The following is a 25,498-nucleotide window of genomic DNA, read 5'->3' as shown; positions in this document are numbered from 1 at the left end:
GGCGGTGCCAGACGGCGGCGGGCGGGGATTTCTGGGCAAGTTCGGCGCGGGCCGCGCGGCGGCGCCGCGCGCCGAAGTCGTGCCCAGCATTCATACCAAAGAAGCGCTGCTCCTCCTCCGCAATTACGAGGAAAGCGGGCAGGGCTGGTTCTGGTCGACCGACGCCAATGGGCGGCTGACCTATATCACCGACACCGTCGCGCAGCAGATGGGGCGCACCGCCGCGACGCTGATCGGCGCGAGCTTTGCCGAGCTGTTCCTGCCCGTCGACAGCCATGGCGAGCGCCAGCGCACCTTGCCCTTTCTGCTCACAAAACAGTCCAAATTCGATGAATTGCCGCTGCGCTGCGCCTTCGAGGGCGACCGCTGGTGGGCGGTGTCGGGGCGGCCACATTTCGACGGCGGCGGGCGCTTCACCGGCTATCGCGGCAGCGGCACCGACATCACCGAACAGCGCCGCTCGGCGGAGGATGCCTCGCGGCTCGCGATGTACGACAGCCTGACCGGGCTCGCTAACCGCTTCAACATCTCGAAAAAGCTCGACACCACGCTTGCCGCCTTTGCGCAGCAGCAGCGCAGCTGTGCGATCATGCTGCTCGACCTCGACCGCTTCAAGCAGGTCAACGACACGCTGGGCCATCCCGCGGGCGACGCGCTGCTCAAGCAGGTCGCGGGCCGCTTGCTCAAGATCGTCGGCGACAAGGAGATGGTCAGCCGGCTGGGCGGCGACGAGTTCCAGATCATCCTGCCCGACGTCGAGGACCGCGGCAAATTGGGCGACATGGCGGCGGACATCATCAACAGCCTGTCGCAGCCCTATTCGGTCGAGGGCAGCCGCTGCATCATCGGCGCGTCGGTCGGGGTCGCGATCAGCCCGTTCGACGGCGAAAACAGCGACAATCTCGTCCGCAACGCCGACCTTGCGCTCTACGCCGCCAAGGGCAACGGGCGCGGGCGGTTCAGCTTCTATTCGAGCGACCTGCACCAGGCGGCCGAGGATCGCCGCGTGCTCGAGGAAGATTTGCGCGACGCGCTGGCGCGGGGCGAGATGGCGCTGGCGTACCAGCCGATCGTCAAGGCGAAGACCAATGTCGTCACGGGGACGGAGGCGCTGGTACGCTGGACGCACCCCGAGCGCGGGCCGATCTCGCCCGCCTTGTTCATCCCGATCGCCGAGGAAGCCAATCTGATCTGGGCGCTGGGCGAATGGGTGCTGCGCAAGGCATGCGAAGACGCTGCCAAGTGGCCGGGCGCAATGCGCGTCGCGGTCAATGTGTCGCCGATCCAGTTCGCCAACCCCGACCTGCCCAAGATTGTCGCCAGCGCGCTCGCGAACAGCGGACTGCCGCCCGAGCAGCTCGAGCTCGAGATCACCGAAAGCGTGTTCCTGGGCGATTCGAAAGACACCGCCGCGATGTTCAAGGCGCTGAAGGGGCTTGGCGTGCGGCTGGCGCTCGACGATTTCGGCACCGGTTATTCGTCGCTCGGCTATCTGCAGTCGGCGCCGTTCGACAAGATCAAGATCGACCAGAGCTTCGTGCGCGGCGCGACCGACCCGGGGTCGCGCAACGGCGCGATCATCGCGGCGATCGTCGCGCTCGCCGAGGCGCTGGAGATGGAAACGACCGCCGAGGGCATCGAATCGCTCGACCAGCTCGACCTGATCCGCAAGCTCAACGTCAGCCATGTGCAGGGCTATGTCTACAGCAAGCCGGTCTCGAACGCCGACCTGCTCGGCCATGCCGAGACGGGCAACTGGATGATCGAGCCCGCGGGCCCGGCGCGCCAGCGCAACGACCGCTTCCAGATGTTCCGCAAGGTCGGCGCGATCCACGACAATTACCGCTACACCGTCGTGATGCGCAACCTGTCGGCGACCGGCGCCTTTATCGAGGGCATCATGAACGTGCCGCTGGGCACGCAGTTCGTGATCGATTTCGGCGAAGGCCAGCTGGTCACCGCGACCGTCCGCCGCTCGAAGAATCACCAGCAGGGCATCGAATTCGAAAGCTCGATGGTCAGCGACGGCAATGGCGGGCTGTGTACACGGCACCGCGTCTCGCCCTATCTGATCGCCGCGGCGAGCCAGCAGGCGGGCATCGCGCTGCCCAATTTCACGACGACGAGCGACTGGGCGGGCAAATGATCATCGGGGCCGCTTTGAGGCTCTAGCGCTTTCGCCGCCATGCTGTCACAAGCGCGGCATGAGGGATATTCGCAACATCAAAGCCTTGGGTGCCGCTGCGCTGGCTTGGGCCCTGCTCATAGCCGCATCGCCGGGCCCGTCGACGGGCGAACAGGTCGCCGACCTGCTCGACGCGAACAAGCCGATCGAGGCCTTTTCGCTGGCGCAGACGAAAGCGAACGAGGGCGATGCCGAGGGGCAGTTCGCGCTCGGCTGGTTCTACGACAATGGCGAGCATATGACCGCCGACAAGGCGAAGGCCGCGGGGCTGTACCGGAAATGCGCCGATGCGGGGCTCAGCCAGTGCCAGTGGCGTCTCGGCGTGATGCTCGACACCGGCGAGGGCGTGGCGGAGGATCCCGCCGCGGCGCTGGCGCTGATTTCGAAGGCGGCGGCGCAGAACAATCCGCAGGCGCAGATGAGCCTCGCGGTGATGCACGCCAACGGGCGCGGTACGCCGGTCGATTACGCCAAGGCAATGGAGAGTTACCAGGCCGCAGCGAAGGCGGGCCAGCCGCACGCCTTTTTCGGCATCGGACTGCTCTACCTCGAGGGGCAGGGGGTCGCGAAGGACGGCGAAACCGCGGCGGCGTGGTTCTCGGTCGCGAACCTGCTCGGCGACGCGCAGGGCAAGGCGACGAGCGAGCGGCTGCTCGCGGGGCAGAAGAACGACGTGCTCGACCGCGTCGCGGCCAAGGCCAATGCGATCTACGCCGAATATATCGGTCCGCTGGCGCGGCCCGCGCCGGCGGCGGCTCCGCCCGCTCCCAAGGCGCCCTGATCGCATCGGGCAGGGAACCGCCCGCGGCGCCGTCCGTTCTCACGTTGACGATCAACGACGGAGACGATCATGGCGGAAAGCAAGATTTTCGAGCGGCTGAAGGCCGACCACGACCGGCATCGCGAACTGCTCGACCGGATCGACGAGACGCATGGCGACAGCGAAGAGCGCGAACAATTGTTCGAGGCCTTCCGTGTCGAGGTGACCGCGCATGCCGCGTCCGAAGAGCTGTCGCTCTATGCGACGATGATGGGAAAGCCGGACCTGCGCGAAGACGCGCAGCACAGCGCGAGCGAGCATAAGGAAATCGACGAGATGCTCACCGAGCTCTACGAGATGGACTTCGCCTCGACCGGCTGCCTGACGCGCTTTCGCACGATGAAGCACCGCTACCTTCATCATATCGAGGAAGAAGAAGAAGAGATGTTCCCCGCCGCCGAGGAAGGGCTGAGCGCGGCGCGCAAGAAGGAAATCGCCGAGATCTTTGCCAAGGAAAAGCCGAAGGAAAAGGCGAAGGCGGCCGCGGAAGAGCCGTCGAGCGAGGATGAACGGGAGTAGGGCCGGGCCGCTCGCTGACAACCCGCCCTATAAACCCCGTTCGTGTCGAGCGAAGTCGAGACACGTGAAGGCACGCGCTAACTCGGCGTGTCTCGACTTCGCTCGACACGAACGGAAATATGGGTGGTCTGGAAATCCCACCGACCGCCCCACCTCGACTTTTCCCCCCGCCCCCGCCATAGGCGCGCGCCATGACGAAAAGATTCGCCTTTTCGGTCGCCGCCACCGACGGCGCCGCGCGCACGGGCACGATCGCGATGCAGCGCGGCGAGATCCGCACGCCTGCCTTCATGCCCGTCGGCACCGCCGCGACGGTGAAGGCGATGCGCCCCGCCGAAGTGCGCGCGACGGGCGCCGACATCATCCTCGGCAATACCTATCATCTGATGCTCCGCCCCGGCGCCGAGCGCATGGCGCGGCTCGGCGGGCTGCACCATTTCATGGGCTGGGACCGGCCGATCCTGACCGACAGCGGCGGTTATCAGGTGATGAGCCTGTCGGCGCTGACCAAACAGAGCGAAGAAGGCGTCGCGTTCAAAAGCCACCTCGACGGGTCGCGCCACATGCTGACCCCCGAACGCTCGATGGAGATCCAGCGGCTGCTGGGGAGCGACATCGTGATGGCGTTCGACGAGTGCCCGCCGAACGGCGTCGATGCGAAGCGCGCCGAGCAAAGCATGGAGCGTTCGATGCGCTGGGCGGCGCGCAGCCGTGCCGGCTTCGACGCGGGCGAGGAGCATGCCGCGCGCGCGGCGCTGTTCGGTATCCAGCAGGGGTCGCTCGATCAGACATTGCGCGCACGCTCGGCGGCGGCTCTGACCGATATCGGCTTCGACGGCTACGCGATCGGCGGCCTCGCCGTCGGCGAAGGGCAGGAGGCGATGTTCGGGGTGCTCGACTTCGCGCCCGCGCAGCTTCCCGCCGACAAGCCGCGCTATCTGATGGGGGTGGGCAAGCCCGACGACCTGGTCGGCGCGGTCGCGCGCGGTGTGGACATGTTCGACTGCGTGCTGCCCACGCGCTCGGGGCGCAACGGTCAGGCGTTCACCTCGCTGGGCCCGGTCAACATCCGCAACGCGAAGCATGCCGAGGACAAGAGCCCCCTTGATGCGGCGTGCGGCTGTCCGGTGTGTACGACCTGGTCGCGCGCCTATCTGCACCACCTCGTTCGCGCCGGCGAGATGCTCGGCGCGATGCTGATGACGCAGCATAATCTGCATTTCTATCAGGATCTGATGGCGGGCATGCGGGACGCGATCGCCGAGGGGCGCTTCGCGGCCTTCCAGTCGAATTTCGAGGATCGCTACCGTCGCGGCGGCGGCTGACTCCGGATCAGCTTGGCTTTCAGTTGAGCTTGTTGAGCAGGTCCATCATCGAATCGGGGATATTCTCTTCGATCGCCGACTCATAAGCGCGACGCAGGGCGATGTTCACGTCCTGCGCCTTTTTGGGCATTTTTTTGTCGGCGTCTTTTCCGGCGACCTTCCGCTGGGAACCGGTTTCAGACGACATTATCGTGACATCCAATGGACATGGGGCCTGTAGCTAACCGCGCGATGAGCAAAGCGCAATGACGCTTTGTTCCTTCCCCATGAAACCAATTTGCGGCTAAATCGTTCCGTGACAGCGCAATAATATCGGGCGCGGTTGGCGTGTGCGCGCTTTTCGCCCGGTTTTGCACGAGTTTCGGGGCAGGCATCGACCTGTTTTAGGAGGTACTATATGTCATTGGGTCAGGCGATCGCGCCGCATCTTCCCTACCTGCGCCGCTATGGCCGTGCGATTTCGGGAAGCCAGCAAAGCGGCGATGCGCTGGTCGCGGGCCTTTTGCAGACTTTGGTGGCGAACCCCGCCGCGGTGGATACCAGCGCCGACCTGCGCATCCAGCTCTATCGCATGGTGCACGACAATTTCGGGCTCGCGAGCGAACAGGCCGCCGCAACCGACGAGCCCGCCGCCGCCGATATCGCGATCGCCGACGCACGGCTGCGCCGTATCCCGTCGCTCGCGCGGCAGGCGCTGCTGCTCACCGCGGTCGAGGGCTTCAGTGAGGACGAGGCCGGCCGCATCATCGGGCGCGACGCCGGCACGGTGCACAATCTGATCACCGAAGCGATGGACGAGATCGACCGCCAGACGCGCGCGCGCATCCTGATCATCGAGGACGAGCCGATCATCGCGATGGATATCGAGATGATCGTCCGCGACCTCGGCCACGACGTCGTCGCGGTCGCGACCACGCATGCCGAGGCGGTCAACGAAGCGCAAAAGCACAAGCCCGGCCTCGTGCTGGCCGACATCCAACTCGCCGACAACAGCTCGGGGATCGAGGCGGTGCAGGAAATCCTGGCCGAGGTGAAGCTGCCGGTCATCTTCATCACCGCCTTTCCCGAACGGCTGCTCACCGGCGACCGCCCCGAGCCGGCCTTCCTGCTCACCAAGCCCTACCAGCCCGCGACGCTGCGCGCGGCGATCGCGCAGGTGCTGTTCTTCGACGAGAGCACGGTTCCGGCCTGACGCTCATAAATAGGGACAGTCCCTATTTAACCGTTGGCGCATAGACCTTCGCCAAAAGGATGCCGTTAAATCGGGACTGTCCCTATTTATGCCCTCGCCGCTGGCCTTGTCATGCGAGGCCGGGCGCGCGATAGCCGGGCGTAATGACGTCCCAACGCCAATCGGCGCTCGATCGCCTGACCGCCAACGCGCCGTTCCTCGCGCGGCTTGCCGAAATCCATCCGGGCGATGTCGCGCTTTTCCTCAGCGCCGGCACCGACGCCGCGCTCGCCGCGGTGACGCCGCCGCCGGGCGATGACGACATTATGGCGGCGCTGCGCCACTGGCGCGGGCGGATGGCGCTGCTGCTCGCGCTCGGCGACCTGTCGGGCGAGCATGACGTCGCGACGACCACGCGGCACCTGTCGGCCTTTGCCGACGCCGCCTGCGACGCCGCGCTCGCCGCCGCCTTCGCCGAACGCACGCCCGACGAGGAAGCGAGCGGGCTGTCGGTGATCGCGCTCGGCAAGCTCGGCAGTCATGAGCTCAATTATTCGTCGGACATCGACCCGATATTGATCTTCGATCCCGAGACGATGCCGCGCCGCCAGCGCGACGACCCGACCGAGGCGGCGGTGCGCATCGCGCGGCGGATGACCGAGATATTGTCCGCGCGCACCGCGAACGGCCATGTGCTGCGCGTCGACCTGCGGCTGCGCCCGCATCCCGAGGTGACGCCGATCGTGCTGCCGGTCGATGCGGCGATCTCTTATTATGAGTCCGAGGCACTGGCGTGGGAGCAGGCCGCCTTCATCCGCTCGCGCGCTTCGGCGGGCGATCGCGCCTTGGGCGCCGAGTTCCTGTCGGCGATCAGCCCCTTCATTTGGCGCCGCAGCCTCGACTTCCGGCAATTGAAGGAAATCGGCGCGATGAGCGACCGGATCCGCGACCATTTTGCGCAGGGGCAGGCGTTCGGGCCGGGTTACGACCTGAAGCGTGGGCGCGGCGGGATCCGCGAGATCGAATTTTTCGCGCAGGTCCACCAGCTGATCTATGGCGGGCGCGATCCGTCGCTGCGCGTGCCCGCGACGGTCGATGCGCTCGCGGCGCTCGCGAAGGCGGGGCGGATCGACGCCGATATCGCGGCACGGCTGACCGGCCATTATGCGCTGCTGCGACGGGTCGAGCATCGGTTGCAGATGATCGAGGACCAGCAGACGCATTGCCTGCCGACCAATGCCGCCGCGCTCGACGCGGTGGCGCGGCTTGACGGGCACGCCGACGGTGCGGCGCTGCTCGCGATGCTCGAGCCGGTGACTGCGGATGTCGCCGCCTGCTACGACCGGCTGGTGCTCGAGCGCGCGGCGACCAGCGGGCTGCCGCGCGACGAGGGCGAACTCGCGGGCGCGCTGATGGCGGCGGGGTTCGAGCCGCCCGAGCCGGCGCTCCGCACGATCGCCGAATGGCGCGGTGGCAAGCTGCGCGCGCTGCGCACCCCCGCGGCGCAGGACGCGCTCGAGACGGTGCTGCCCGGGCTGGTGCGCGCGCTGGGCGCGGCGCCCGATCCCGAGGCGGCGCTGACGCGTTTTGACAAGCTCGTCTCGGGCCTGCCGAGTGCAATCAACTTCTTCCACCTGCTCGCGGCGCAGCCCGAGTTGGCCAAGGTCGCGGTGCGCGTGCTGACGCTGGCACCGACGCTCGCGGAGGCGCTCGGCGCGCGCGTCGAGCTGATCGAGGGGCTGATCGACAAGCGCGCGTTCGAGGCGCCCGCGACCAAGGCCGAACTGCTCTCCGAATGGGCGCCGGGGCTCGCGGGGCTCGATTACGAGCGATTGCTCGACCGCGTGCGCGACCGCGTCGGCGAGCGGCGCTTCGCTTATGGCGTCCAGCTGATCGCGGGGGCGAGCGACCCGATGATGATCGCCTGCGGCTATTCCGAACTCGCCGAGGCGGCGCTGCAGGTGCTCGCCGACGCGACGGTCGCCGAATTCGTCGAGGCGCATGGGCGGATCGCCGATAGTGAGCTCGTCGTGCTCGCGCTCGGGCGGCTTGGCGGGCGCGCACTGACGCATGCGTCGGACCTGGACCTCATCTATCTCTTCACCGGCGACCATCTCGCCGAATCCGACGGGCGGCGGCCGCTCGGCGCGACGACCTATTACAACCGCCTCGCGCAGCGGCTGACCGGCGCGATGTCGGTGCCGACCGCGGCCGGCAAGCTCTATGAGGTCGACACGCGGCTGCGGCCGCAGGGCGCGCAGGGGCCGCTGGTCGTGACGCTCGACAGCTTCGAGCGTTACCAGCGCGAAGAGGCGTGGACGTGGGAGCATATGGCGCTGCTCCGCGCGCGGCCGGTCTATGGCTCGGATCGTGCCAGGGCCGCAGTGCAGCGGATCATCGATGCGCTGCTCGCGATCCCGCGCGATCCGGCGAAGCTGGCGCAGGACGCCGCCGAGATGCGCGCCAAGATGGCGGCGCACAAGCCGCCCAAGGGCCCGCTCGACATCAAGGGCGGGCCGGGCGGGCTCGTCGATCTCGAATTCGCGATGCAGGTGACGCAGCTCCAAAGCGGGCGCTGCCACGACCCCAATATCGGCTCGGCGCTGGCGTGCCTGCGGGTCGAGGGGCTGGCGCCGGTCGAGATTTGCGATGCGCACGGCCTGCTCGCGCGGATGCTGGTGATGCTGCGGCTGACCGCGCCCGAGGGCGAGCCCGCGACCCCCGCGGCGCGCGAGCTGGTCGCGGCGGCGTGCGGCGAGCCCGGCTGGCCGCAACTGCTTGCGGCGCACGACGCGGCGCGGCAGGAGATCGCGAACTGGTGGGCGTCGATTCGCGACCGCAGCCAATAAATAGGGACTGTCCCTATTTATTTATTGAGGAGACCAACGATGACCCTTGCCATCGGCGATGTCGTACCCGCCGTGAAACTGCTCGACGCCGACGGCGCGGCGATCGACCTTGCGGCGCTCAAGGGCGCACCTTTGGTCGTCTATTTCTACCCCAAGGCGGACACGCCGGGCTGCACCGTCGAGGCGCAGGATTTCACGCGGCTGGCGCCCGAGTTCGCCAAATTGAACGCGCAGGTGCTCGCGGTGTCGCGCGATGCGCCGGCGAAGCTCTGCAAGTTTCGCGACAAATATGGGCTGACCGTGCGGCTCGCCTCCGACGAGGACGGCGCGGTGTGCGAGGCCTTCGGGACGTGGGTCGAGAAGCAGAATTACGGGCGGACCTATATGGGCATCGAGCGCTCGACCTTCCTGTTCGGCGCCGACGGCAAGCTCGCGCAGGAATGGCGCAAGGTGCGCGTGAAGGGCCATGCCGACGCGGTGCTGGAGGCGGCGAAGGCGCTCTAATGTTTGTGGCACCCTATTTCCGTTCGCGTCGAGCGAAGTCGAGACGCCGCGCTGGACCGAGGGGCGTCTCGACTTCGCTTGACGCGAACCGGATAGGGAAACCGTGACGACATTGGGCGAAGCCGCGCGCGCGGTGCTGCTGACCGCCGATCCGCACGCCAAGCGCCGCGCGGCGCGGGGGCTGGCGCGGGCGTGGCGGCAGGGTGCGCTCGAACATCGCTGCGACGTCGCGATGCCCGACCGGCCCGCCTGGCCGGCCGAACCCGAACTGCTGCCGCCGAACCAGATGCCGCGCCGCCGCAAGGGCGGGTCCGACCGCGGGCGGATCGCGATGCTCCACGCGCTCGCGCATATCGAGTTCGTGGCGATCGACCTCGCGGTCGATCTGGTCGGGCGTTTCGGCGGCGAATTTCCGCGCGGTTTCGTTGACGACTGGATCGGCGTCGCGGCCGACGAGGCGATGCATTTTGCGCTGATCGACCGGCGGCTGCGCCAGCTCGGCAGCTATTATGGCGCGCTCCCCGCGCATGCCGGGCTGTGGGAAGCGGCCGAGCAAACGAGCGACGACGCGCTGGCGCGGCTCGCGATCGTGCCGATGGTGCTCGAGGCGCGCGGGCTCGACGTCACGCCGGCAATGATCGAACGGTTTCGCGGCACCGGCGACAAAGCCTCGGCGCAAATCCTGGAACGCATCTACGCCGACGAAATTCGCCATGTGAGCGCGGGCACAGACTGGTTCGAATGGGCGTGCGACAAACGGGGATTCGCCCCGGCGTTAACTTGGCAAAGCCTCGTAAAATCGCGATTTCGGGGTCAATTGAAGCCGCCGTTCAACGACTCGGCGCGCCGCGACGCCGGTTTAACGCAAGAATACTATGCTGTTGTTGCTTCGTAACGACTCCCCCCGCAGACAGGATGCCGGGCGGATGATCAATCATCCAAAAGCAGACTAAACCGGCACCGATGGCCGTTTCGGACCATCGGCGACAAGGCAGATGCGGGGTCGTAAGTGATTAACACTCTTCTGGTGCAAAAGTTTCGTTTTGGACTGATTTTTTGTGCCACCGCGCTGATGGGCGTGAGCGCTCCGGCGGTTCATGCCGCGGAAAACAGCGCCGATGCGGGCATCGTCGTTCCCGACGAACCCGATGACGACAGCTTCGATGCGGGCGTGCCGCAGGTCGGCGAAGACAGCGAAGCGCGCGCGATTTTCCAGGCGTGGAAGCGCCTCGACACCGGGCTGACGCAGAGCCTGGGCGTGTCGGTCCCGTCGCGGGTTCCGATCCAGAACATGTCGCTCTCGTCGTCCTACGGCATGCGCGTCCACCCGATCACCGGCAAGGTCGCGCGCCACAACGGCATCGACATTCCGGCGCCGCACGGCACCCCGATCTACGCCACCGCCGACGGCATCGTGGGCCGCGCCCAGCGCCTCGGCGGTTACGGCAATTATGTCGAAATCGAACATGGCAACGCGATCCAGACGCGCTACGGCCATATGTCGTCCTACATCGTTCGCCCCGGCCAGCAGGTGAAGAAGGGCGAGATCGTCGGTTATGTCGGCTCGACCGGCCGCTCGACCGGCAACCACCTCCATTATGAAGTCCGCATCGAAGGCGCGCCGGTCAACCCGATGCCCTTCTGCCGTCAGGATTCGATGGCGATCGCCGCGATTACCGGCGACAAGGCCGCGATGGGCGGTCCCGAATAACTCAAGCTTCCAGGGTCGGAGAGGATAGGGCGCCCAACGGTTCAAGCCGGGGCGCCCTTTTCATTTGAGGGCCGGTAAAGATCCTCCCCACGCGCAGCGATGGGGAGGTGGCAGCCCGCAGGGCTGACGGAGGGGTTCAACCCTCTCGCCATGACGCACCGTCGAGACCCCTCCACCACCGCTTCGCGGCGGTCCCCCTCCCCAACGCTTCGCGATGGGGAGGATCTTCACCCCCCTTCCATTCGCGCCCGCACGCCCTATCTTGACCCCATGGCCACGCAGCTTTCCGATATCGCCCTGTCCCCCGCCGCCGCGGCGCGCGTCCGCTGGATCGCGAACCGCAAGGGCGAGGCCGACGCCGCGCTGCGGCTTGCGGTCGACGGCGGCGGCTGTTCGGGCTTCACCTATCGCTTCGGGCTGGCCGAGAGCATCGACGCCGATGACATCGTCACCGAGACCGACGGGGTGAAGCTGGTGGTCGATCCGGTGAGCATCGACCTGGTGCGTGGCTGCGTCGTCGACTTCGTCGATTCGCTCGGCGGATCGTCGTTCAAGGTCGAAAATCCCAACGCGGCCTCGGGCTGCGGCTGCGGGTCGAGCTTCTCGATCTGACGCCTTTCGCGGGGCGTCGCATGCTGCCATAGATGCGGCATGAAAATCGCGACCTTCAATATCAACGGTATCAAGGCGCGGCTGCCGCGCCTCATCGAATGGCTGGAGGAAACCCAGCCGGACATCGCCTGCCTGCAGGAGCTGAAGTCGAGCGACGAGACGATGCCGACGAAGGAGATCGAGGGAGCCGGTTATGGTTTCCTCTATCATGGGCAAAAGGGCTTCAACGGCGTCGCGATCCTCGCGAAAGGCACGATGCCGGTCGAGACGCAGCGCGGTTTGGCGGGCGAGGCCGAGGACGAGCAGTCGCGCTATCTGGAGGCCGATATCCACGGCCTGCGCGTCGGTTGCATCTATCTTCCCAACGGCAACCCGCATCCGGGGCCGAAGTTCGATTATAAGCTGCGCTGGATGGCGCGGCTGCGCGAGCGCGCGAAAGAACTGCTCGCGGCCGAAATCCCCGCGATCCTGACCGGCGACTATAATGTCATCCCGCACGACGACGACGTCTGGGACCCCCGCGGGCCGATGGCGAACGACGCGCTGATGCAGCCCGAATCGCGCGATGCCTGGTTCCGTCTGCTCGGCGACGGCTGGACCGACGCGGTGCGCAGCCGCCATCCGGCGGGCGGGGTGTGGACCTTCTGGGACTATCAGGCGGGCGGCTGGCAGCGCGACCATGGTTTCCGCATCGACCATCTGCTGCTGAGCCCCGCGCTCGCCGATCGGCTGGTCGATGCGGGCGTCGACAAGGACCATCGCGGGCGCGAGAAGGCGAGCGACCATGCGCCGACCTGGGCGGTGCTGGGATGAGCCTGTTGTCCGCCGCGAAGCTGGCGGACGCGCCGCTCTTCGCCGGATTGGACGCGGCTGAGCTGGCCGAGCTCGCCGACGGATTTTCGCCGCGGCACTTCGCCGACGGGCAAGCGCTGCTCGTCCAGAACGAGCGCGCCGAGGGGCTCTATCTGATCGACACCGGCCGGGTCGATATCGGCAAGCGGCTGCCCGGCGGCGGGCTTGCGCTGCTGGCGAAGGTCGGGCCCGGCGAGGTGATCGGCGACATGGCGCTGATCGGCCGCGACCTCAAACGGTCGGCGATGGGCATCGCGCGCGGGCCGGTGGCGACCTGGTATCTGCCCGCCGACCAGTTTCGCGCCGCGCTGGCGCGGCTGCAGCCGGCGTCGCTCAAGCTGCAGGCGGCGCTCGGCGAATTGATCGCCGCGCGCGTCGCGGGCAAGACGCACGATATTGCGGCATTGCTGAGCGACGCGCCCGACAGCTTCACCCCGCGCCCGCAGCGGGCGTTGCCGCCAGTCGCCGAGGATGATTTCGCCGCCGAGGCGTTCCTCGCGAAGCTGCCCTGCTGCGCGGAGATGAGCCCGAGGCAGCGGCAGGCGTTCTGGGACGCGGGCGAACGGGTCGATCTGGCCGCCGACACCGACCTTACCGCGGTCGGCGCGGCGTCGGATGGCTTATGGCTTGTCGTGCGCGGCGCGGTGCGCAGCGCGCTGCCGCACAAGGACGGCGTCTACCAGCTCACCGTCACCGGTCCGGGTCAGCTCGTCGGGCTGTCGCCGCTGTTGCTGGGCGTCCCGCACGACCGGCTGCTGCGCACCAGCGAGCAGGCGACGCTGCTCCGCTTCGAGCGCGACACCTTCCGCGAGCTGCTCGCCACCGGCGACGCGCTCAGCGGCGAGGTCGGGGCGTCGGTCAACGCCGACCTGGTCACCGCGCTCGACGCGCTCGACCAGGTGGAGGCGCGCATCCTGGCGATGCGACGCGGGCATGCGGTGGCGGCTTAGCGGTTCTTCCGCCCCTCGATCAGCCCGTCGACGAGGCTTGGGTCGGCGAGGGTCGAGGTGTCGCCCAGCGAACCGAAGTCGTTTTCGGCGATCTTGCGCAGGATGCGGCGCATGATCTTGCCCGAGCGCGTCTTGGGCAGGCCGGGGGTCAGGTGGATATGGTCGGGGGTCGCGATCGGGCCGATTTCCTTGCGCACTTGCTGTTTCAATGCTGCCGCGACCTCTTCGGTCGGCTCGACCCCCGCGTTCAATGTCACATAGGCGTAGATGCCTTGGCCCTTGATGACGTGCGGGAAGCCGACGACCGCGGCCTCGGCGACATTCTCGTGCAAGACGAGCGCGCTTTCGACCTCGGCGGTGCCCATGCGGTGGCCCGAGACGTTGATCACATCGTCGACGCGGCCGGTGATGCGCCAATAGCCGTCGGCGTCGCGGCGGCAGCCGTCGCCGGTGAAATATTTGCCCCTGTAGGTCGAGAAATAGGTCTCGGCGAAGCGGCCATGGTCGCCATAGATTGTCCGCGCCTGCCCGGGCCAGCTGTGCGTGATGCAGAGGTTGCCTTCGGCTGCGCCGCCGGTTTCTTCGCACACGAGCTTGTTACCCTCGGCATCGACGAGTTCGGGGCGGATGCCGAAGAAGGGCTTCCCCGCGCTGCCCGGCTGCATCGCATGCGCGCCGGGCAGGGTGGTGATCATGATGCCACCGGTCTCGGTCTGCCACCAGGTGTCGATCACAGGCACGCGGACATTGCCGACGATCTGATGATACCAGCGCCATGCTTCGGGATTGATCGGTTCGCCGACGCTGCCGAGCAGGCGGATCGACGAGAGGTCGTGGCGAGTCACATAGTCGTCGCCCTCGCGCATCAGCGCGCGGATTGCAGTGGGCGCGGTGTAGAGGATATTGACCCGATGCTTGTCGACGACCTGCCAGAAGCGGTCGTGGTCGGGGTAGTTGGGGACGCCCTCGAACATCAACGTCGTCGCGCCATTCTGAAGCGGGCCGTAAACGACATAGCTGTGGCCGGTGACCCAGCCGATGTCGGCGCTGCACCAGAAGATTTCGCCGGGGCGATAGTCGAAGCCGTACCAGAAGGTCGTCGCGGTCCAGACGCTGTAGCCGCCGACGGTGTGGAGCACGCCCTTGGGTTTGCCCGTCGAGCCCGACGTGTAGAGGATGAAGAGCGGGTCCTCGGCATTCATCGGCTCGCACGGGCAGTCGGCGGGAACGTCCGCGGACAAGGCGTCGTACCAATGGTCGCGGCCTTCCTTCATCGCGACGTCGCCGCCGGTGTGCGAAATGACGAGCACCGCCTTCACGTCGATGCGTTCGAGCGCCTTGTCGACATTGGCCTTCAGCGGCACCGTCTTGCCGCCGCGGAGGCCCTCGTCGGCGCAGATCACCCAGTCGCTCGCGCAATCCTCGATCCGGCCGTGGATCGCCTCGGGCGAGAAGCCGCCGAAGACGACGCTGTGCACCGCGCCGATGCGTGCGCAGGCGAGCATCGCCACCGCACCCTCGGGGATCATCGGCATGTAGATGGTGACCCGGTCGCCCTTCCGGACGCCCATTTTCCCGAGCGTGTTAGCCATGCGGATGACGTCGGCGAGCAGCGCGGCATAGCTGATTATGCGCGTCTCGCCGTCGGGGGCGTCGGGTTCGAAGATGATCGCGGTGCGCATCCCATGGCCGGCGGCGACATGGCGGTCGACGGCGTTGTGGCAGAGGTTGAGGACGCCGTCCTCATACCATTTGATGCTGACCGGGTCGTAGGACCAGTTGGCGATTTTGGTGGGCGGGGTGATCCAGTCGATTCGCTTGGCCTGTTCGGCCCAGAAAGCGTCGGGGTCCTCGACGCTCTGCCGATAGAGACGGTCATAGTCGGCGGCGGTGCAATGGGTGTTCGCGGCGGCGTCGGCGGGGACCGGAACGAAGGGCTCGGAGGGGGGCAATTCGGACACTGGAGTCTCCCGCTTTCGGTTTGCATTGTGCGCCGCCTGCGATAACCCGCGAGCCACAAACTGCAAGGGCGCGCACGCGTCGATGAAGGGACAGATAATGACGGATATGGGCCAGCAGGTCGCGGCGCTGCTCGATGGACTCGGCGTCGATCGCAGCACGTGGACCGAGGGATCGATGCCGTCGGTGACGCCGCTGACCGGCGAGCAGGTGGCGATGGTGCGCGTCGCCGATGCCGGGGCGATCGAGGAGGCGCTGGACGGTGCGACCGCGGCGTTTCGCGCCTGGCGCAAGGTGCCGGCGCCGCGCCGCGGCGAACTGGTGCGCCTGTTCGGCGAGGAGTTGCGCGCGGCGAAGGATGACCTCGCCAAGCTGGTGACGATCGAGGCGGGCAAGATTCCGTCCGAGGGCGCGGGCGAAGTGCAGGAGATGATCGACATCTGCGACTTCGCGGTCGGGCTGTCGCGCCAGCTTTACGGCCTGACGATCGCGACCGAGCGTCCGGGACACAGGATGATGGAGGTCTGGCATCCGCTGGGCGTCGTCGGGGTGATTTCGGCGTTCAACTTTCCGGTGGCGGTGTGGGCGTGGAATGCGGCGCTCGCGCTGGTGTGCGGCAACAGCGTGGTCTGGAAGCCGTCCGAAAAGACGCCGCTGACCGCGCTCGCGACACAGGCGATTTTCGAACGCGCGGTGGCACGCTTCGGCGATGCGCCGGCAGGGCTGTCGCAGCTGCTGATCGGCGGGCGCGAGGCGGGCGAGGCGCTGGTCGACGACGGCCGCGTGGCGCTGCTGTCGGCGACGGGCTCGACGCGCATGGGCCGCGCGGTGGCGCCGCGGCTGGCGCAGCGTTTTGCGCGCCCGATCCTCGAGCTTGGCGGCAACAATGGCGTGATCGTCGCGCCGTCGGCCGATCTCGACCTCGCGCTGCGCGGGGTGGCGTTCGGGGCGATGGGGACAGCGGGGCAGCGCTGCACGACGACGCGGCGCCTGTTCCTCCACGACAGCATCTACGACGGCTTCGTCGCCAAGCTGAAGGCGGCTTATGCGAGCGTCGGCGTCGGCAATCCGCTGGAAGGCGATGTGCTCGTTGGGCCGCTGATCGACCGTGCGGCGTATGAGATGATGCAGGAGGCGCTGGCCGCGGCGAAGGTGGCGGGCGGCGTCGTGACGGGCGGCGAGCGCGTCGGCGAGGGCGCGAGCTTTTATGCGCGCCCGGCGCTGGTCGAGATGCCGGGGCAGGTCGGGCCGGTGCTCGAAGAGACGTTCGCACCGATCCTCTATGTCATGCGCTACGACGATCTCGACGCGGTGATCGAACAGCATAATGCGGTCGCGGCCGGCCTGTCGTCGGCGATCTTCACCAACGATATGCGCGAGGCGGAGCGGTTTCTGGCGGCCAGCGACTGCGGGATCGCCAACGTCAATCTCGGCACCAGCGGGGCGGAGATCGGCGGTGCCTTCGGCGGCGAGAAGGAGACCGGCGGCGGGCGCGAGAGCGGCTCGGACAGCTGGCGCCAATATATGCGGCGCGCAACGAACACCGTGAATTATTCGGACGCGCTGCCGCTGGCGCAGGGGGTGAGTTTCGAGATTTAGGGTCCTCCCCACTAGTGGGGAGGTGGCAGCGCAAAGCGCTGACGGAGGGGGTTGGCGTCCTCGGGCTACGCTGCTCTAGGCCGACCGCCCCCTCCACCATCCTTGGGACGGTCCCCCTCCCCGCAAGCGGGGAGGATTAGGCCGCCCGCCAGCCGAAACGATCTTCGCCGAGCGCCACCACCGCGCCCGCCGTGCCGACCGGCTCGGCCGCCCCGTCGGTCAGGAACGTCAGCATCGCGGCGTCGCCGACATCCACATGCGCCAGCGTGCGCTGGTTACCCGGCGTGCGGGCGACGACGACGCCGGCCTTGGGCGCGCCGTCGCGGCCGTAGAAGATGGTGTAGCTTTCGATCGTTGCGGGGCCGGCGTAATCCTTGACCAGCTCGGGGACGGGTCCGCGCTTTTCCTCGGCTTCGGCCTGATAGTCGAAGTCTTGCGGGAAACGCGCGGCAGCGATCGGCGCGTTGCTCAGGACGATGCAATGATTGTCGGTCGCGAAGCCGCCGTTGGCGAAGAGGAAGCCGGTGCGGCCCTCGGTGCGGAGCTTCTCGACCATCGAGACCACCGCGTGGCTCATATAATTGGCGATCGGGCCGCCGCCGAAGGTCAGGCCGCCGAACACCGTCGCGGGGCGATCCCACGGCCAGCCGAGGATGCGCCGCGCCATCTTGGGCACGCAGGGAAAGCAGCTGTAGAGTTCGACGCAGTCGAAGTCGTCGACGGTCATGGCGTTGAGGTCGAGCGTGCGGGTAATGCTCGTCTCCATGCTGACGCTGCCGTCGTAGCGGTCGCGGTGGAGGATGCTCGCGGGCTCCTTCGCGGCGGCGCCCATGCCGACGTAGATCAGGCGCTCGTCGGCGATGCCGCGGCGGCGCGCTTCGGCGAGGCTGGTGACGATGAAACCGGCGCCCTGGTTCACCGAAGAGTTGGCAACCATCAGCTTCGAATAGGGGAAGGCGATCGGGCGGTTGCGTTCATCGACGCGGAGGATGTCGGCGGGGGATGCGGGCTTGCGGATCCACGCGCCGTCGTTGGCGGCGGCGACTTCGGAGAAGCGCGACCATATTTGCGCGCTCTCGTCCTGTGCTTCGGCGAGGCTCTGGCCCCAGGCGGCGCGGGTGGCGTTTTCGTAGAGCGGGTAGACGTCGACCGGCGCCGACAGGCCGTGGACCTGCGCATAATTGGGCTCGCGGCGCGTCGCGACCTGGCGCACCGCGTTATAGCTTTTGTCCTCGCCCTTCGCGGCCTTCGCGGCGCGGCCGGCGGCGGTGCGCAGCGCCTCGGCGCCCACGATTGCGGCGAGCTTCACCTCGCCCGCGCCGATGCGGTTCGCGGCTTCGTTGAGCAGGCGGATCGGGGTGTCGCCGTGCGGGGCGTCGGACTGGTAGTTGATCTTGGGGCTGGCGCCGATCGCGGCGGCGAGCGGTTCGGGCAGTTTGCCGAGGCTGTGGAAGCTGATCTGGTCGACGATCGCGAGGCTGTCGAGCTCCGTCAGCGAGACGCCGGCATCTTCGGCCGCAACGTTCAGCGCCGCGACCATCAGGCCGAGAGAATCGAGCCCCTGATCAGGGTCCTCGGGCCGGTCGTTGACCTGGCCGACGCCGATGATGACGGGAATGTGCTCGGGATCAGTCATCCAGATTCTCCGTTCGTGTCGAGCGAAGTCGAGACGACCCGAAGTCAAGCGCCGAGCCGATGGGCATCTCGACTTCGCTCGATGCGAACGGACATTGGAGGGCGCCGGCGGTCATCATCTCAGCGCGCCTTCCATTCGGGCTTGCGCTTCTGGGCAAAGGCGAGCGGGCCTTCGCGGGCGTCTTCGCTGCGCATCAGCGCGCTCCGCTCGATCGTGTTGTGCTCCCAATAGGCGGCATCGGAGGCGATGCGGCCGTCCTGGATGCCGAGCGCGACGCGCTTCGACACCTGCACCGACAGCGGTGCGTTGCCCGCGATCTTCTCGGCGAGCGCGAGCGCGGTGGGGAGCAGGTCGGCGAGCGAGACGACGTGATTGACCAGCCCATATTCGGCGGCGCGCGCGGCGGGGATGGGGTCGCCGGTCAGCATATATTCCATCGCCAGCTTGCGCGGCAGCTGCTGCGCGAGACGGAAGGCGCCACCCGCCGCGGCGAACAGCCCGACCTTGACCTCGGGCAGGCCGAATTGCGCGTGCTCGGCGGCGACGATGATGTCGCTCATCAGCGCGATCTCGCAGCCGCCGCCGAAGGCGAAGCCGTTGACCGCGGCGATAATCGGCTTCGAGATCGGATGCGACACCATGCCCGCGAAGCCCCATGCCTGCTGCGCCGGATCCTTCGGCGCGAGATGTTCGCCGCGCGAGAGCGCGACGAGGTCGGCCCCCGCGCAGAAGCTCTTCTCGCCCGCGCCGGTGATCACCACGACGCGGATTTCGGGGTCGTTCTCGGCTTCCTCGAGCGCGGTGCCGATGCCGACATGCACCGCGGCGTTGACCGCGTTGCGCGCCTCGGGCCGGTTGATCGTCATGATCAATATATGGCCCCGGCGTTCGCTGAGGACGGCGGGGGCGGCGGTGTCGGTCATCGGATCTCTCCCTTTGTCGCGGGAGAGTATCGGCGCAGGTTGACGTTTACGTCAACTGTAATCCTCCCTGTCGCGAAGCGGTGGGGAGGGGGACCGTCCGCGAAGCGGATGGTGGAGGGGCCGCGTCATAGCCCCTCCGTCAGCGCTTCGCGCTGCCACCTCCCCATCGCTTCACGACAGGGAGGATCATTGGAATCAGATCGACTGGCCGGTCTTCGCCCAGTCGGCGAGGAAGCCCTCGATGCCTTTCTCGGTCAGGATATGCTTGAACAGCCCCTTGATCACCGACGGCGGCGCGGTCATCACGTCGGCGCCGATCTTGGCGGCTTCGAGGACGTGGATGCCGTGGCGCACGCTGGCGACGAGGATTTCGGTCTCATAACCATAATTGTCGTAGATCAGGCGGATGTCGGAGATGAGCTGCATGCCATCGAAGCCATTGTCGTCGTGGCGGCCCACAAAAGGCGAGACGAAGGTCGCGCCGGCCTTCGCCGCGAGCAGCGCCTGCGCCGCCGAGAAGCAGAGCGTGACATTGACCATGGTACCGTCGCTGGTCAGCGCCTTGCACGTTTTAAGTCCGTCGATCGTCAGCGGCACCTTGATGCAGACATTGGGTGCGATCTTGCGCAGGACTTCGGCCTCTTTCATCATCGTCGCGTGATCGAGCGCGACGACCTCCGCCGAAACGGGGCCGGTGGTCAGCGCGCAGATTTCGCGCGTCACTTCCTTGAAATCGCGGCCCGACTTGGCGATCAGCGACGGGTTGGTGGTCACCCCGTCGAGCAAGCCGGTCGCGGCGAGTTCCTGGATGTCGGCGATTTCGGCAGTGTCGGCGAAGAATTTCATGGCGGGCTTCCTGTTGGGAGGTCGATTCGTGAGGGTGCCTATAGCGGCCTAGCGCGCGAGGCCAAAGACGGCGGTGAGCAGAGGGCTGCCGGTTTCGCGCGGGTTGGCGCGGATCGCGGCTTCTTCCTGGGCGATCGCCCGGTAGATGCTGTCATGCGTGCGGTCGCTGACGTCCTGCACCAGCCCGCGAAAATCGATGCCGGTCGCGGCGCGCAGCGCTTCGGTGACGACGGCATTGTCCGCGAGGCGCAGCCCCTGGTCGATGCCCGGGAACATCGCGCCGACGAGGCTGCGGCCCATCGCGCGTTCGAGCAGGTCGGTCGCCGCGGTCGGGCCGCCGCGCACGATCGCCGCGGCGTCGGCGATGCTAATGCTGCGGATCGCGTCGGCGACGAGCGGCGCGGCGCGCTCGGCGCCTTCGCGCGCGGCGCTGTTGACCTGCTTCGTTAGCCGCGTCTTGAAGGCGCCTGTCAGCAGCACGCGCGCGACGATCGACGAAGCTCCGCTGCCGCCGAGCTGCGGCGGCAGGTCGATGCGTGCGACCTGGCTGTCGTAGAAACCGTTCGGTTTGAGGAGCAAAGCGAAGGCACGCTGCGACGAGAGGGTGAGCAATTCGCGGATCGCCTCGGTTAGGCTGAAACCCGGCAGGCTGGCGCAGCCGGGCAAGGCGAGGATGGGCGCGAGTGCGAGTCCCGACAGCAACGTCCGGCGATCGGTGATGGGGGCGGTTATCGTCATTCTCCTGAAAACTCTAGCGTTCCGCATTTGTTCCGATTAAGCGAACGGCATGGCCAAAGCGAAGCGTCAATATGTCTGCCAGAATTGCGCCTCTGTCACCTATCGCTGGCAGGGGCAATGCGCCGACTGCGGCGAGTGGAACACATTGATCGAGGAAGCGGGCGAGACCGCCTTTTCGGCGAAGCACGACCTCAGCAAGGGCGGGCGGACGATCGCGCTCGAATCGCTCGACGCCGACAGCGTCATGCCCGAACGCATGCTGTGCGGCATCGCCGAATTCGACCGGGCGATGGGCGGCGGCTTCGTCGCGGGGTCGGCGACGCTGATCGGCGGCGATCCGGGGATCGGCAAATCGACGCTGCTATTGCAGGCGGCAGGACGGCTGGCGCTTTCGGGCAAGGCAGTGGTCTATATCAGCGGCGAGGAAGCCGCGGCGCAGGTGCGGCTGCGCGCCCAGCGGTTGGGCCTCGGCAAAGCCCCGGTGCAGCTGGCGAGCGCGACCTCGGTGCGCGACATTCTTGCTACGCTCGGCGGCAGCGACCCCGACTTCGTCGTCATCGATTCGATCCAGACGATGCACAGCGACCTGATCGAGGGCGCGCCGGGGACGGTGAGCCAGGTGCGCGCCTCGGCGCAGGAACTGATCCGCTTTGCCAAGGACAGCGGTGCCGCGCTGGTGCTCGTCGGCCATGTCACCAAGGACGGAACGATCGCGGGGCCGCGCGTGCTCGAACATATGGTCGACACCGTGCTCGCCTTCGAGGGCGAGCGCAGCCACCAATATCGCATCCTGCGCGCGGTCAAGAACCGCTTCGGCGGGACAGACGAGATCGGGGTGTTCGCGATGGGCGAGGGCGGGCTGGGCGAGGTCGCCAACCCTTCGAGCCTGTTCCTGACCGACCGCAGCCGCGACGTGCCGGGGTCGGTGGTGTTCCCCGCGTTGGAGGGCACGCGCCCGGTGCTGGTCGAGGTGCAGGCGCTGACGGTGCGGCTGGCGAGCGGGGCGACCCCGCGGCGCGCCGTGGTCGGCTGGGACAGCGGGCGGCTGGCGATGGTGCTCGCGGTGCTTGAGGCGCGGTGCGGGCTGCAACTCGGCGGCGCGGAGGTCTATCTCAATATCGCGGGGGGCTATCGGCTCACCGATCCTGCCGCCGACCTCGCGGTCGCGGCGGCGCTGATCTCGGCGTTCAGCGAGCGGCCGGTGCCCGCTGATGCGATCGTCTTTGGCGAGCTGTCGCTGTCGGGCGAGGTGCGCCCGGTTTCGCACGACGGCCTGCGGCTGCGCGAGGCGGCGAAGCTCGGCTTTTCGACCGGCTGGGGGCCGAAGGGGATGAAGGGCGTCGGCGGGATTTCGGTCACCGGTTTTGCGCGGCTCGGCGAACTCGTTGACCTGATGCTCGGGCGCGACTAGCGACCGGCACATGGGAAGTTTGACGGCTTTGGATGTGCTCGTGCTGCTGCTGGTTGGCGGCTCCGCGGTGCTCGGCTTTTCGCGCGGGCTGGTGCAGGAGGTGACGACGCTTCTTGCGTGGGTGCTCGCGATCCTCGCGGTGCGGCTGCTCCACGGCACGGTGACCGGGCTGGTCGCGGGCTGGGTCGGCACCGAAGGCGGTGCTGCCGTGCTTGCCTTCGTGATCCTGTTCGGCGGCGTGTTTGCGCTCGCCAAATGGGGATCGCGCGCGATGGGACAGCGCAGCCGCGCGTCGATCGTCGGCGGTTTCGACCGCGGGCTCGGCGCGGGTTTCGGCGCGATCAAGGGGTTGCTGATCGCGACGATCGGCTTCATGCTGATCACCCTCCTCTACGACATCGGATACGGCAATGCACAGCGCCCTGCGTGGATGACCGCCAGCCGCACCTATCCGGCGCTCAATGCGACGAGTTCGGCGATGAGCAAGGTGATCGCCGAGCGCCGCGCCGCGGCGCGAGAGGCCGAGGCCAATGGCAAGGACGTACCCGCCGCGGGCGCGAAATGAGCGCGCCGCTCTATAACCGCGACATCTTGTCGCTGGCGGTCGCGACCGCCGAATATCTGCCGCTGCCGGGCGCGCGCCATCATGCCTCGTTGCGCGCGCCGCTCTGCGGCAGCCGCATCCTGCTGGATCTCGACACCGACGATGCCGGGCGCGTGACCAAGGTCGGTATGCATGTCGAGGCCTGCGCGCTCGGGCAGGCGTCGGCGTCGCTGCTCGCGCGCCATGCGGCGGGCAAGGGGCTCGCCGAAATCCGCGCGGCGCGCGCGGCGATCGCGGGCTGGTTCGGCGGCAGCGGCGCGCGGCCCGACTGGCCCGGTTTCGACCTGCTCGCGCCGGCGAAGGATTATCCCGCGCGGCACGGCGCGATCCTGCTGCCCTTCGACGCGGCGATCGCGGCGCTCGAACCGCAGGCGGCGCGGGCGTGAGCCTGTTGCTGTTCGCTACCGCGGCGTCGAACATCGCCGCCGAAAAGGCGGGCGAGACCGCGACCGACACCTTGCTCTTCGAAGGCGCGATCCTGCTCGGGGTCGCGACCCTGTTCGTGATGATCTTCCGTCGCCTGGGGCTCGGCGCGGTGCTCGGCTATCTGATCGCCGGTGCGCTGGTCGGGCCACACGGGCTCGGGCTCGTCGGCGGCGGCGAATCGAAGCTCGCCTTCGCCGAGCTCGGCATCGCCTTCCTGCTTTTCCTCGTAGGGCTCGAACTCCATCCGCGGCGCTTGTGGGATCTTCGCCGCGCGATCTTCGGGCTGGGTATGGCGCAGGTCGTGATATCGGGGCTGATCCTGACCGCGCTGATCCTCGCCACGCTCGGCTTCAGCTGGCAGGCGGCGCTCGCGCTGGGTCTGCCGCTCGCGCTGTCGTCGACCGCGCAGGTGCTGCCCAGCCTCAAGAGTTCGGGCACGATCAACTCGCCCTTCGGCGAAAAGGCCTTTTCGATCCTGCTGTTCCAGGATCTGGCGATCGTACCGATGATCACCATCGTCGCGGCGCTGTCGCGCGCGCCCGCCGATCCCTCGGCGCCGCCGGGGTGGCAGATGGCGCTCTACACGGTCGGCGCGATCGCGGCGCTGGTGCTCGTCGGGCGTTTCGTGCTCAACCCATTGCTGCGGCTCGTCGGCCGCTACGGCGAGCGTGAATTGTTCGTCGTCGTCGGCCTGCTCGTCGTGCTGGCGAGCGCGGCGTTCATGCACAGCCTGCACCTGTCGACCGCGCTCGGCGCGTTCATCGCGGGGGTGATGCTCGCCGATTCGCCGTACCGGCACGAGATCGAGGCCGATGTCGAACCCTTCCGCCTGATCCTGCTCGGGCTCTTCTTCCTCGCGGTCGGCATGGTGCTCGACGTCGATGCCGTGCTCGAGCGGCCGCTATTGGTGCTCGGTCTCGCCGCCGGGCTGGTGGCGGTCAAGGTCGCGGTGCTCACCGGTATCGCGCGGATTTATGGGATGGGCTGGCGCGCGGCGCTGGGGCTGGGGCTGCTGCTCAGCCAAGGCGGCGAATTCGGCTTCCTGCTATTCACCCAGGCCGCCGACGCGCTGCTGATTGCGCCCGAGGCGGCGAGCCTGTTCAGCGCGGTGGTAACGCTGTCGATGGTCTCGACGCCTTTCCTGATGCTCTTCGCGCGCAACCTGGAATTCGCCCCCGACAAGAGCAGCAAGGAGCTGGCGGGCCCCGAACATGCGCCGCGCGGGTCGGCGCTGGTCATCGGCTACGGTCGCTTCGGGCAGATCGTGTCGCAGATGCTGCACGCGGTCGACTGTTCGGTGACCTTGATCGACAAGAAGCCGAGCCAGATCGAGCTGTCCGAGCGTTTCGACACCAAGGTCTATTTCGGCGACGGGCTGCGGCTCGATCTCCTGCGCCGCGCGGGTGCCGACGAGGCGAAGCTGATCGTCTATTGCATCGACGACCGCAGCGTCGACGCCGAGGCGCTGCGCCCCGTGGTCGAGGCCTTTCCGCACGCCCGGGTCCTGACCCGCGTGTTCGACCGCCGTCAGCTGATCGCGATCGACGGCGCGGGCGCGAGCGGCGCGGTGCGCGAGGTGTTCGAAAGCTCGATCGCGCTGGGGCTGATGGCGCTACGTCAGCTCGACATCGACGCGCGCGAGATCGAGGATGTCGAGGCTGCGCTGCGCCACCTCGACGAGGTTCGGCTCGGCGCGCAGATGGCGGGCGGCGACCTGTCGGCGGGCATGGACCATCGTTTCCAGCCGGGTGGCAGCCGCGAGGGGACAAGCATCCTCGAAAAATTGCGCGAGACGCGGCGCGCGGCAAAGCTGGCGAAGGAAGAGGCAGAAGCCGCCGCCTTACACTAGGAAGCGAGC

At 67.7% G+C, this 25,498-nt stretch carries 23 protein-coding genes; 17 read left to right on the top strand and 6 right to left on the bottom strand.

Annotation, left to right across the window (positions count from 1 at the left end; all coding sequences use genetic code 11):
- Nucleotides 1–4 precede the first annotated feature (4 nt).
- The 4 genes from BWQ93_RS10995 (at nucleotide 5) to tgt (ending at nucleotide 4,849) form a co-directional block, all read left to right on the top strand.
- A complete protein-coding gene (locus BWQ93_RS10995) occupies nucleotides 5–2,146 on the top strand; it encodes an EAL domain-containing protein (protein WP_232314591.1) in 2,142 nt (713 codons plus the stop codon).
- Nucleotides 2,147–2,204: 58 nt separating this feature from the next.
- On the top strand, nucleotides 2,205–2,966 hold the full coding sequence (locus tag BWQ93_RS10990; RefSeq protein ID WP_077030585.1) for a tetratricopeptide repeat protein: 762 nt from the start codon (nucleotides 2,205–2,207) through the stop codon (nucleotides 2,964–2,966).
- Nucleotides 2,967–3,035: 69 nt separating this feature from the next.
- Nucleotides 3,036–3,524: a hemerythrin domain-containing protein gene (locus tag BWQ93_RS10985; RefSeq protein WP_077030584.1), complete on the top strand. Its 489-nt coding sequence runs from the start codon at nucleotides 3,036–3,038 to the stop codon at nucleotides 3,522–3,524.
- A gap of 191 nt (nucleotides 3,525–3,715) precedes the next feature.
- Nucleotides 3,716–4,849 carry a tRNA guanosine(34) transglycosylase Tgt gene (gene tgt, locus BWQ93_RS10980; RefSeq protein WP_077030583.1) on the top strand — a complete coding sequence of 378 codons (1,134 nt, stop codon included), beginning with the start codon at nucleotides 3,716–3,718 and terminating at the stop codon, nucleotides 4,847–4,849.
- Nucleotides 4,850–4,868: 19 nt separating this feature from the next.
- Here the strand turns inward: tgt and BWQ93_RS21120 are convergent, their stop codons facing one another.
- A complete protein-coding gene (locus BWQ93_RS21120) occupies nucleotides 4,869–4,958 on the bottom strand; it encodes a NepR family anti-sigma factor (RefSeq protein WP_198040368.1) in 90 nt (29 codons plus the stop codon).
- A 288-nt stretch (nucleotides 4,959–5,246) separates the two neighbouring features.
- On the opposite strand from BWQ93_RS21120, the gene BWQ93_RS10970 reads away from it, so the two are divergent.
- From BWQ93_RS10970 to BWQ93_RS10935, 8 genes are all read left to right on the top strand, one after another.
- Nucleotides 5,247–6,041, top strand: coding sequence for a response regulator (locus BWQ93_RS10970; protein WP_077030581.1), 795 nt, complete (start codon nucleotides 5,247–5,249; stop codon nucleotides 6,039–6,041).
- Between the two features lie 143 nt (nucleotides 6,042–6,184).
- The gene (locus BWQ93_RS10965) at nucleotides 6,185–8,869 is read left to right on the top strand and encodes a bifunctional [glutamine synthetase] adenylyltransferase/[glutamine synthetase]-adenylyl-L-tyrosine phosphorylase (RefSeq protein WP_077030580.1); all 2,685 of its coding nucleotides are present in this window, start codon (nucleotides 6,185–6,187) and stop codon (nucleotides 8,867–8,869) included.
- 39 nt (nucleotides 8,870–8,908) lie between these two features.
- Nucleotides 8,909–9,373 carry a thioredoxin-dependent thiol peroxidase gene (bcp, locus tag BWQ93_RS10960; RefSeq protein ID WP_077030579.1) on the top strand — a complete coding sequence of 155 codons (465 nt, stop codon included), beginning with the start codon at nucleotides 8,909–8,911 and terminating at the stop codon, nucleotides 9,371–9,373.
- Between the two features lie 103 nt (nucleotides 9,374–9,476).
- Complete coding sequence (locus BWQ93_RS10955) at nucleotides 9,477–10,268, top strand: ferritin-like domain-containing protein (RefSeq protein WP_198040367.1); 792 nt, start codon at nucleotides 9,477–9,479, stop codon at nucleotides 10,266–10,268.
- 177 nt (nucleotides 10,269–10,445) lie between these two features.
- The gene (locus BWQ93_RS10950; RefSeq protein WP_077030578.1) at nucleotides 10,446–11,084 is read left to right on the top strand and encodes a M23 family metallopeptidase; all 639 of its coding nucleotides are present in this window, start codon (nucleotides 10,446–10,448) and stop codon (nucleotides 11,082–11,084) included.
- 270 nt (nucleotides 11,085–11,354) lie between these two features.
- Entirely contained in the window at nucleotides 11,355–11,696 is a 342-nt protein-coding gene (gene erpA / locus BWQ93_RS10945; RefSeq protein ID WP_077030577.1) for an iron-sulfur cluster insertion protein ErpA, read from the top strand.
- A 39-nt stretch (nucleotides 11,697–11,735) separates the two neighbouring features.
- Nucleotides 11,736–12,509, top strand: coding sequence for an exodeoxyribonuclease III (gene xth / locus BWQ93_RS10940; RefSeq protein ID WP_077030576.1), 774 nt, complete (start codon nucleotides 11,736–11,738; stop codon nucleotides 12,507–12,509).
- Nucleotides 12,506–13,498: a cyclic nucleotide-binding domain-containing protein gene (locus BWQ93_RS10935; RefSeq protein WP_077030575.1), complete on the top strand. Its 993-nt coding sequence runs from the start codon at nucleotides 12,506–12,508 to the stop codon at nucleotides 13,496–13,498. The genes xth and BWQ93_RS10935 overlap by 4 nt, the downstream gene beginning before the upstream one ends.
- Here BWQ93_RS10935 and acs read toward each other — a convergent pair.
- Complete coding sequence (gene acs, locus BWQ93_RS10930; protein ID WP_077030574.1) at nucleotides 13,495–15,459, bottom strand: acetate--CoA ligase; 1,965 nt, start codon at nucleotides 15,457–15,459, stop codon at nucleotides 13,495–13,497. The two genes, BWQ93_RS10935 and acs, sit on opposite strands and share 4 nt — an antisense overlap.
- A gap of 106 nt (nucleotides 15,460–15,565) precedes the next feature.
- Between acs and amaB the strand changes: the two genes are divergently transcribed.
- On the top strand, nucleotides 15,566–17,056 hold the full coding sequence (amaB, locus tag BWQ93_RS10925; protein WP_198040531.1) for an L-piperidine-6-carboxylate dehydrogenase: 1,491 nt from the start codon (nucleotides 15,566–15,568) through the stop codon (nucleotides 17,054–17,056).
- A 136-nt stretch (nucleotides 17,057–17,192) separates the two neighbouring features.
- Here amaB and BWQ93_RS10920 read toward each other — a convergent pair whose 3' ends face one another.
- The 4 genes from BWQ93_RS10920 to BWQ93_RS10905 form a co-directional block, all read right to left on the bottom strand.
- Nucleotides 17,193–18,692, bottom strand: a complete 1,500-nt coding sequence (locus BWQ93_RS10920; protein ID WP_077030572.1) for an acetyl-CoA acetyltransferase — start codon at nucleotides 18,690–18,692, stop codon at nucleotides 17,193–17,195.
- Between the two features lie 119 nt (nucleotides 18,693–18,811).
- Nucleotides 18,812–19,615: a crotonase/enoyl-CoA hydratase family protein gene (locus BWQ93_RS10915; protein WP_077030571.1), complete on the bottom strand. Its 804-nt coding sequence runs from the start codon at nucleotides 19,613–19,615 to the stop codon at nucleotides 18,812–18,814.
- A gap of 195 nt (nucleotides 19,616–19,810) precedes the next feature.
- Nucleotides 19,811–20,461: a fructose-6-phosphate aldolase gene (gene fsa / locus BWQ93_RS10910; protein ID WP_077030570.1), complete on the bottom strand. Its 651-nt coding sequence runs from the start codon at nucleotides 20,459–20,461 to the stop codon at nucleotides 19,811–19,813.
- Between the two features lie 48 nt (nucleotides 20,462–20,509).
- On the bottom strand, nucleotides 20,510–21,199 hold the full coding sequence (locus BWQ93_RS10905; RefSeq protein ID WP_077030569.1) for a DUF4197 domain-containing protein: 690 nt from the start codon (nucleotides 21,197–21,199) through the stop codon (nucleotides 20,510–20,512).
- A gap of 49 nt (nucleotides 21,200–21,248) precedes the next feature.
- Between BWQ93_RS10905 and radA the strand changes: the two genes are divergently transcribed.
- The 4 genes from radA to BWQ93_RS10885 are packed head-to-tail and all read left to right on the top strand — an operon-like array spanning nucleotide 21,249 to nucleotide 25,489.
- Nucleotides 21,249–22,610, top strand: coding sequence for a DNA repair protein RadA (gene radA / locus BWQ93_RS10900; RefSeq protein ID WP_077030568.1), 1,362 nt, complete (start codon nucleotides 21,249–21,251; stop codon nucleotides 22,608–22,610).
- A gap of 10 nt (nucleotides 22,611–22,620) precedes the next feature.
- The gene (locus BWQ93_RS10895; RefSeq protein ID WP_083720814.1) at nucleotides 22,621–23,175 is read left to right on the top strand and encodes a CvpA family protein; all 555 of its coding nucleotides are present in this window, start codon (nucleotides 22,621–22,623) and stop codon (nucleotides 23,173–23,175) included.
- Nucleotides 23,172–23,600: an iron-sulfur cluster assembly scaffold protein gene (locus tag BWQ93_RS10890; RefSeq protein ID WP_077030566.1), complete on the top strand. Its 429-nt coding sequence runs from the start codon at nucleotides 23,172–23,174 to the stop codon at nucleotides 23,598–23,600. Before BWQ93_RS10895 ends, BWQ93_RS10890 begins: the two co-directional genes overlap by 4 nt.
- 32 nt (nucleotides 23,601–23,632) lie before the next feature.
- Nucleotides 23,633–25,489: a cation:proton antiporter domain-containing protein gene (locus tag BWQ93_RS10885; protein WP_156878353.1), complete on the top strand. Its 1,857-nt coding sequence runs from the start codon at nucleotides 23,633–23,635 to the stop codon at nucleotides 25,487–25,489.
- Nucleotides 25,490–25,498: the final 9 nt, after the last annotated feature.

Source organism: Sphingopyxis sp. QXT-31, assembly GCF_001984035.1.
Classification (GTDB): domain Bacteria; phylum Pseudomonadota; class Alphaproteobacteria; order Sphingomonadales; family Sphingomonadaceae; genus Sphingopyxis.
Note: the sequence above shows the minus strand (reverse complement) of the source record. Positions and strands in the feature narration are given on the sequence as shown.

Excerpts from the sequence above, each read along its gene's own strand:
- BWQ93_RS10990 (WP_077030585.1), top strand. The coding sequence starts at position 2,205 with ATGAGGGATATTCGCAACATCAAAGCCTTGGGTGCCGCTGCGCTGGCT.
- BWQ93_RS10985 (WP_077030584.1), top strand. The coding sequence starts at position 3,036 with ATGGCGGAAAGCAAGATTTTCGAGCGGCTGAAGGCCGACCACGACCGG.
- tgt (WP_077030583.1), top strand. The coding sequence starts at position 3,716 with ATGACGAAAAGATTCGCCTTTTCGGTCGCCGCCACCGACGGCGCCGCG.
- BWQ93_RS10970 (WP_077030581.1), top strand. The coding sequence starts at position 5,247 with ATGTCATTGGGTCAGGCGATCGCGCCGCATCTTCCCTACCTGCGCCGC.
- BWQ93_RS10965 (WP_077030580.1), top strand. The coding sequence starts at position 6,185 with ATGACGTCCCAACGCCAATCGGCGCTCGATCGCCTGACCGCCAACGCG.
- bcp (WP_077030579.1), top strand. The coding sequence starts at position 8,909 with ATGACCCTTGCCATCGGCGATGTCGTACCCGCCGTGAAACTGCTCGAC.
- BWQ93_RS10950 (WP_077030578.1), top strand. The coding sequence starts at position 10,446 with ATGGGCGTGAGCGCTCCGGCGGTTCATGCCGCGGAAAACAGCGCCGAT.
- erpA (WP_077030577.1), top strand. The coding sequence starts at position 11,355 with ATGGCCACGCAGCTTTCCGATATCGCCCTGTCCCCCGCCGCCGCGGCG.
- xth (WP_077030576.1), top strand. The coding sequence starts at position 11,736 with ATGAAAATCGCGACCTTCAATATCAACGGTATCAAGGCGCGGCTGCCG.
- BWQ93_RS10935 (WP_077030575.1), top strand. The coding sequence starts at position 12,506 with ATGAGCCTGTTGTCCGCCGCGAAGCTGGCGGACGCGCCGCTCTTCGCC.
- amaB (WP_198040531.1), top strand. The coding sequence starts at position 15,566 with ATGGGCCAGCAGGTCGCGGCGCTGCTCGATGGACTCGGCGTCGATCGC.
- BWQ93_RS10920 (WP_077030572.1), bottom strand. The coding sequence starts at position 18,692 with ATGACTGATCCCGAGCACATTCCCGTCATCATCGGCGTCGGCCAGGTC.
- BWQ93_RS10915 (WP_077030571.1), bottom strand. The coding sequence starts at position 19,615 with ATGACCGACACCGCCGCCCCCGCCGTCCTCAGCGAACGCCGGGGCCAT.
- fsa (WP_077030570.1), bottom strand. The coding sequence starts at position 20,461 with ATGAAATTCTTCGCCGACACTGCCGAAATCGCCGACATCCAGGAACTC.
- BWQ93_RS10905 (WP_077030569.1), bottom strand. The coding sequence starts at position 21,199 with ATGACGATAACCGCCCCCATCACCGATCGCCGGACGTTGCTGTCGGGA.
- radA (WP_077030568.1), top strand. The coding sequence starts at position 21,249 with ATGGCCAAAGCGAAGCGTCAATATGTCTGCCAGAATTGCGCCTCTGTC.
- BWQ93_RS10895 (WP_083720814.1), top strand. The coding sequence starts at position 22,621 with ATGGGAAGTTTGACGGCTTTGGATGTGCTCGTGCTGCTGCTGGTTGGC.
- BWQ93_RS10890 (WP_077030566.1), top strand. The coding sequence starts at position 23,172 with ATGAGCGCGCCGCTCTATAACCGCGACATCTTGTCGCTGGCGGTCGCG.